The 4,803-nt window shown below is 68.0% G+C and carries 3 protein-coding genes and 2 pseudogenes; 1 reads left to right on the top strand and 4 read right to left on the bottom strand.

The window, feature by feature from the left end; translation table 11 throughout:
- Nucleotides 1-84: 84 nt before the first annotated feature.
- From COGEMETH_RS25730 to COGEMETH_RS18410, 4 genes and pseudogenes are all read right to left on the bottom strand, one after another.
- Nucleotides 85-609, bottom strand: a pseudogene (locus COGEMETH_RS25730) (DALR anticodon-binding domain-containing protein); the annotation flags it as partial.
- A gap of 441 nt (nucleotides 610-1,050) precedes the next feature.
- Nucleotides 1,051-2,553: pseudogene (gene glyS / locus COGEMETH_RS25725) on the bottom strand (glycine--tRNA ligase subunit beta); the annotation flags it as partial.
- 126 nt (nucleotides 2,554-2,679) lie between these two features.
- Nucleotides 2,680-3,114, bottom strand: coding sequence for a DUF3828 domain-containing protein (locus COGEMETH_RS18415; RefSeq protein ID WP_238184060.1), 435 nt, complete (start codon nucleotides 3,112-3,114; stop codon nucleotides 2,680-2,682).
- Between the two features lie 14 nt (nucleotides 3,115-3,128).
- Complete coding sequence (locus COGEMETH_RS18410) at nucleotides 3,129-3,959, bottom strand: EamA family transporter (protein WP_238184059.1); 831 nt, start codon at nucleotides 3,957-3,959, stop codon at nucleotides 3,129-3,131.
- 283 nt (nucleotides 3,960-4,242) lie between these two features.
- On the opposite strand from COGEMETH_RS18410, the gene COGEMETH_RS18405 reads away from it, so the two are divergent.
- The gene (locus tag COGEMETH_RS18405; RefSeq protein ID WP_238184058.1) at nucleotides 4,243-4,482 is read left to right on the top strand and encodes a hypothetical protein; all 240 of its coding nucleotides are present in this window, start codon (nucleotides 4,243-4,245) and stop codon (nucleotides 4,480-4,482) included.
- The last annotated feature ends 321 nt before the right edge of the window (nucleotides 4,483-4,803 follow it).

Here is a 4,803-nt window from a genome sequence, read left to right as displayed (position 1 = left end):
GGAGCGCCCTTTCCGGATACGGCGCTGCCCTCTCCCGACCCGCTTCGCGGGCCACCCTCCCCCGCAGAGGGGGGAGGGGCGGCGTCACCCCTCGATCCGCGAAAAATCCGCCACCTCTCGGGTGGCCGCCCGCAGGGCGGCGAGCAGGGCGAGGCGGTTCTCGCGCAGGCGTGGGTCGTCGGCGTTCACGGTGACTTTTTCGAAGAACGCATCCACCGGCGCGCGAAGCGACGAGAGTGCCCGCATCGCGCCGGCAAAATCCTCGGCCGCCACGGCCGCGGAAGCATCCGTGCGGGCGACCGCCAGAGCCTCGGCCAGCGCCCGCTCCTCGGGCTCGCCAGCGGCGGCCAGGGCTGCGTCGGGCTCCGCGTCGTAGGCGCGGCCGTCCTTCTTCTCTTCGATCCGCAGGATGTTGGACGCGCGCTTGACCCCGGCCAGCAGGTTCTTTCCATCCTCGGTGTCGAGGAATTTTCCAAGCGCCTCGACGCGACGGACGACCTGCAGGAGGTCGTCCTGGCCGGGCAGGGCGAAGACGGCGTCGATCAGGTCGTGGCGGGCGCCTTGGTCGCGGAGATAGACCTTGAGGCGGTCGGCGAAAAAATTGACAAGGCTGACTAACTTTTCTTCAATCGAAAGCTCGATCAGTCCGACAGATTTTTCTATAAATGGACGTAGTTCGTCATTTTCGTGTGAGTCCCAATATGTCCCCTCAGCCCAGAGGCCAGTCTGATTATCAAAAAAATCTTTATAAATAGTTCTTACAGCATCAATTCTCTCAGAGAGATTTCCCCGAGCATTTTGCCAAGCCTCATAGGTAATATTGAATTCGCTACTGCGCTGCATATTAGACAAAAGTGCGATATTTGAATTCAGGTCTGCAGAAACTACTATTTTTCCGATGTTAGATTTTTGATTAAAACTGTTGATGGTGTTCTCTAGTTTCTGGTTAGGCATCGATGTATCTATGCTATTAAAAATTTCGTATTCATATTCTGCTGCAATGCTTAGAATTTGAAGCAGATGTGCTTCCAGCAAAAATCGGAGATCGAAATGTATCTTGTTGGTATTTATGATTGAGATCACACCCAACGCCGCCCGCCGGAGCGCATAAGGGTCCTTGCTTCCGGTCGGCTTCTCGTCGATGGCCCAGAAGCCCACCAGCGTGTCGAGCTTGTCCGCCAGCGCCACGGCCACCGAGACCGGATCGGTCGGCACACGGTCGCTCGGGCCCACTGGCTTGTAATGCTCCTCGATGGCCGCCGCGACGCTCGGGTGCTCGCCCTGCAAGGCGGCGTAGCGGGCGCCCATCAGGCCCTGAAGCTCGGGGAATTCGCCGACCATCTCGGTGACGAGGTCCGCCTTGGCGAGCCGCGCGGCGCGCTCGGCCAAGTCCGGGTCGGCGCCCACCAGCGGCGCGAGTTCCCGGGCCAAGGCGGCGATGCGCGCGACCCGCTCGCCCTGCGTGCCGAGTTTTTCGTGGAAGACGATGGAATCGAGCTTCGGCAGGCGATCTTCAAGCTTCGTCGCCTTGTCCGTCTCCCAAAAGAACTTCGCGTCCGACAGGCGTGCGCGGACCACGCGCTCGTTGCCGGCGGTGATGGCGAGGCCGCCGTCGCTGGCGATGAGGTTCGAGACGAGGACGAAGGCCGGCGCCAGGGCCTCGGAGCCGGCTTTGCGCAGCACGAAGCACTTCTGGTTAGCCCGGATCGTCGCCCGCACGGCCTCGGCCGGGATGTCCAGGAAGGCTTCGTCGAAGGAGCCCATCAGCACGACGGGCCATTCCACGAGGCCCGCGACCTCTTCGAGCAGCCCCTCGTCCTCCACGAGGTCGAGGCCGCGGGCGAAGGCGAGGTCCCGGGCGTCGTGCAGGATGATGTCCTTGCGCCGGTCGGCGTCGAGGACGACGCGGGCGCGCTCCAGGCTCCGCACGTAGTCGTCGAAGCGGCGCACCTCGATCGGCTCGGGCGCGAGGAAGCGGTGGCCGTAGGTGGTGGTGCCGGCCGCGATCCCGTCGACGGAGAAGGGCACGACCTCCGGCGTCTCGGTCTCCGGCCCGAAGGTCGCGACGATCGATTGCAGGGGCCGCACCCAGCGCAACGAACCGGGCTGGGCCGAGGCCGCGCCCCAGCGCATGGATTTCGGCCAGGGGAAGTTCCTGATGATCTGCGGCAGGATCTCGGCCAGCACGTCGAGGGTGTCGCGGCCGGGTTTCTCGATCACGGCGAGGTAGAACGCGCCCTTCTTCGGATCGGTGACGGTGCGCGCCTGGTTGAGGCTCGTGAGGCCGGCGCCCTTCAGGAAGCCCTGCACTGCGGCGTCCGGCGCGCCGACGCGGGGGCCGCGGCGCTCCTCGCGCACGGCCTCGCCGCGGGCGGGCAGGCCGGCGACGTGGAGGGCCAGCCGCCGCGGCGTCGCGAAGGCCTTGGCGCCGTCATAGAGGAAGCCGCGCTCGACCAGGGCGTCGGTGACGAGGCGGCGAAGGTCCTCGGCCGCGCGCCGCTGCATGCGGGCGGGAATCTCTTCCGAGCGGAGTTCGAGCAGCAGATCGGGCATGGCGGCGGGCGGCCTGCACCCCCTCCGGACGGCGGACGGGGCTGGGAACGGGACGACCCGGCCGGCGGCCGGGCGATGCGCTGCCCGTGTAGAGAGGCCCGGGGGGCGTGTCGAGAACGGGCGGCCTCAGGGCAGGGGCCGCGAGAGGATCGTCGTCAGCCGCCAGGTCTCCTTCCTGAGGGAGCGCACGTCCGCGATCAGCCAGCGGCCGTCCTCCCGGACCATGTCGTAGCGCAGGTCCTGCGGCGTGAAGTTCCGGAACGTCGCCTGCACCTCGGCCGTGTCGGCCTCCGCGGAGAGCGCCTTGAGCGCCAGGGTCTTCTGCCAGCCGTCCTGGGTGTCCTGCCCGTTGACGTGGAAGGCGAAGCCCAGGTGGCCGACCTCGCCCGCCGCCTCCTTGCGATCGCGCGCGTAGAGGGTGCGCAGGCGCCGGGCGTAGAAGCGCACGGCATCGATGTCGTCGGCCGCGTAGAAGGCGCGGACCGTGGCGACGGGGTCGGTCGCCGATTGCGCGGCGGCCGGGGCGGCCCAGAGGGCCAGCAGGATCGCGAGGATGTGCATCGTGGAGGTCTCTTTCAGGAGGCAAGCGCAAGGCAGCCGGCGCCGAGCGCGATGGCGGCGCAGGAGGCGAGGCGCTGTGCGGTGAGGCGCTCGCCGAGGAAGACCCGGCCGATCACCGCCGCGAACAGGACGCTGGTCTCGCGCAGCGCCGAGACCATGCCCATCGCGTCCCGCTGCATCGCCCAGATCACGATGCCGTAGGCGAGGATCGAGACGATGCCGCCGGCAACCCCAGCCGCGACCTGCCGCCCCGTGGGGCGGGGCGCGCGCCGGAGCGCCGGGAACAGCAGGAACGGCATCAGCGCGCCCCATCCCAGGGACATCGCGGCTGTGTAGGCGACGGCATCATTCGTCAGCCGCACCCCGATCCCGTCGACGATGGTGTAGCCCGCGATGAAGCATCCGGTCAGCAGGGCGACCGGCGCCGAGGCGATGCGGGCCCCCCGCGCCAGCGCCAACGACAGGATGCCGCCGCTGACGAGCGCGATGCCGAGGATCGCCACGGGGGTGATGCGCTCGCCCGCCACCACGGCCGCGGCCACCGCCACCAGGGCCGGCGAGGAGCCGCGGGCGATCGGATAGGTCTCGCCGAGGTCGCCCGAGCGGTAGGTCGCCACCAGCCCCAGCATGTAGCCGACATGCAGGAGCCCAGAGAGCGCGACGCAGGGCCAGGCGGCCGGGGGCGGGTAGGGCAGCACCAGGAAGACGGGGGCCGAGACCGCCGCGCCGGAGAACGCCATCAGCGCCGAGGCCGTGACCCGCTCGGCGCCGCCCCGCAGCATCGCGTTCCAGGTCGCATGGAGGAGCGCTGCCAGGAGCACCGCCGCGATTACGGGTAACGTCACGTCCTCATCCCTCCCGATCGCGCCGGCCGCGTGCGGACGACCCTGGCCCGTGCTTCTACCCGCTCCGCGCCGAACCGGAATCCCCTCCGGCCCCGAGATCGTGAAATGTCCCATTCCCCAGGCCGCACAGGCCTCGTGTAGACATAAAAGCCTCCTTCTCGGACATCGCGACTTGGGTTAGTCAGTCTTCGTCCCAATTCTGCTGTTCCGATCGCCCGTCGCGTGCGGTGGCCGGCAAGCGGGGCGGGTCTTGCGGGAACGAGAGACGATGGAGCATCTTGAGTTGTCTCGCGCGTCCGGCATCGACGTGGTCTTCGTCGCCCTCGGCACCGGTCCGGGGAGCGCGACGGAGCGCAGGACGATCGTGTTCGCGCCGGGCGAGCAGATTCCGCGCATCGGCGAATGCGTCATCCTCGCGTTCCACGGGGATGCGCTGCGCTGGCATGTCCAGGACGTGGCCCACGTCTTCGAGGACGACGCGCACGGCGTCGCGATCAAGCTGACGGTGCCGCACGAAGACTGAATCCGGCGGGCTTCCGGGCATGAGCGCGGATTTTAAGCCCGTTTTAACCATCCCGCCTCAGTTCTCGAGCCACGGTTGCCGCTCGGCGACGATCACCCGGGTGGCCATCCGCGCCCGCCCGCGGCGATTCCGTCGCCCGCTCGATGGAAAGTTCGCGGTATGACCTCTGCAGCGATCCTGTCCGCCCCCCTGAGCCAGGCGACCGATTACCTCGCCTCGGCCACGGTGGCGGGTGTCGGCCGGGACGAGGGCGCAGGCCTGCGCTCGGCCCGCGACCTCGGCACGATGCCGGGCGTCTATTACAACGCGGCCCTCAGCACG

The sequence above is a fragment of the Methylobacterium trifolii genome (assembly GCF_022179685.1).
In the GTDB taxonomy this organism is placed as follows: Bacteria; Pseudomonadota; Alphaproteobacteria; order Rhizobiales; family Beijerinckiaceae; genus Methylobacterium; species Methylobacterium trifolii.
This window is presented reverse-complemented; position numbering and strand designations above follow the sequence as displayed.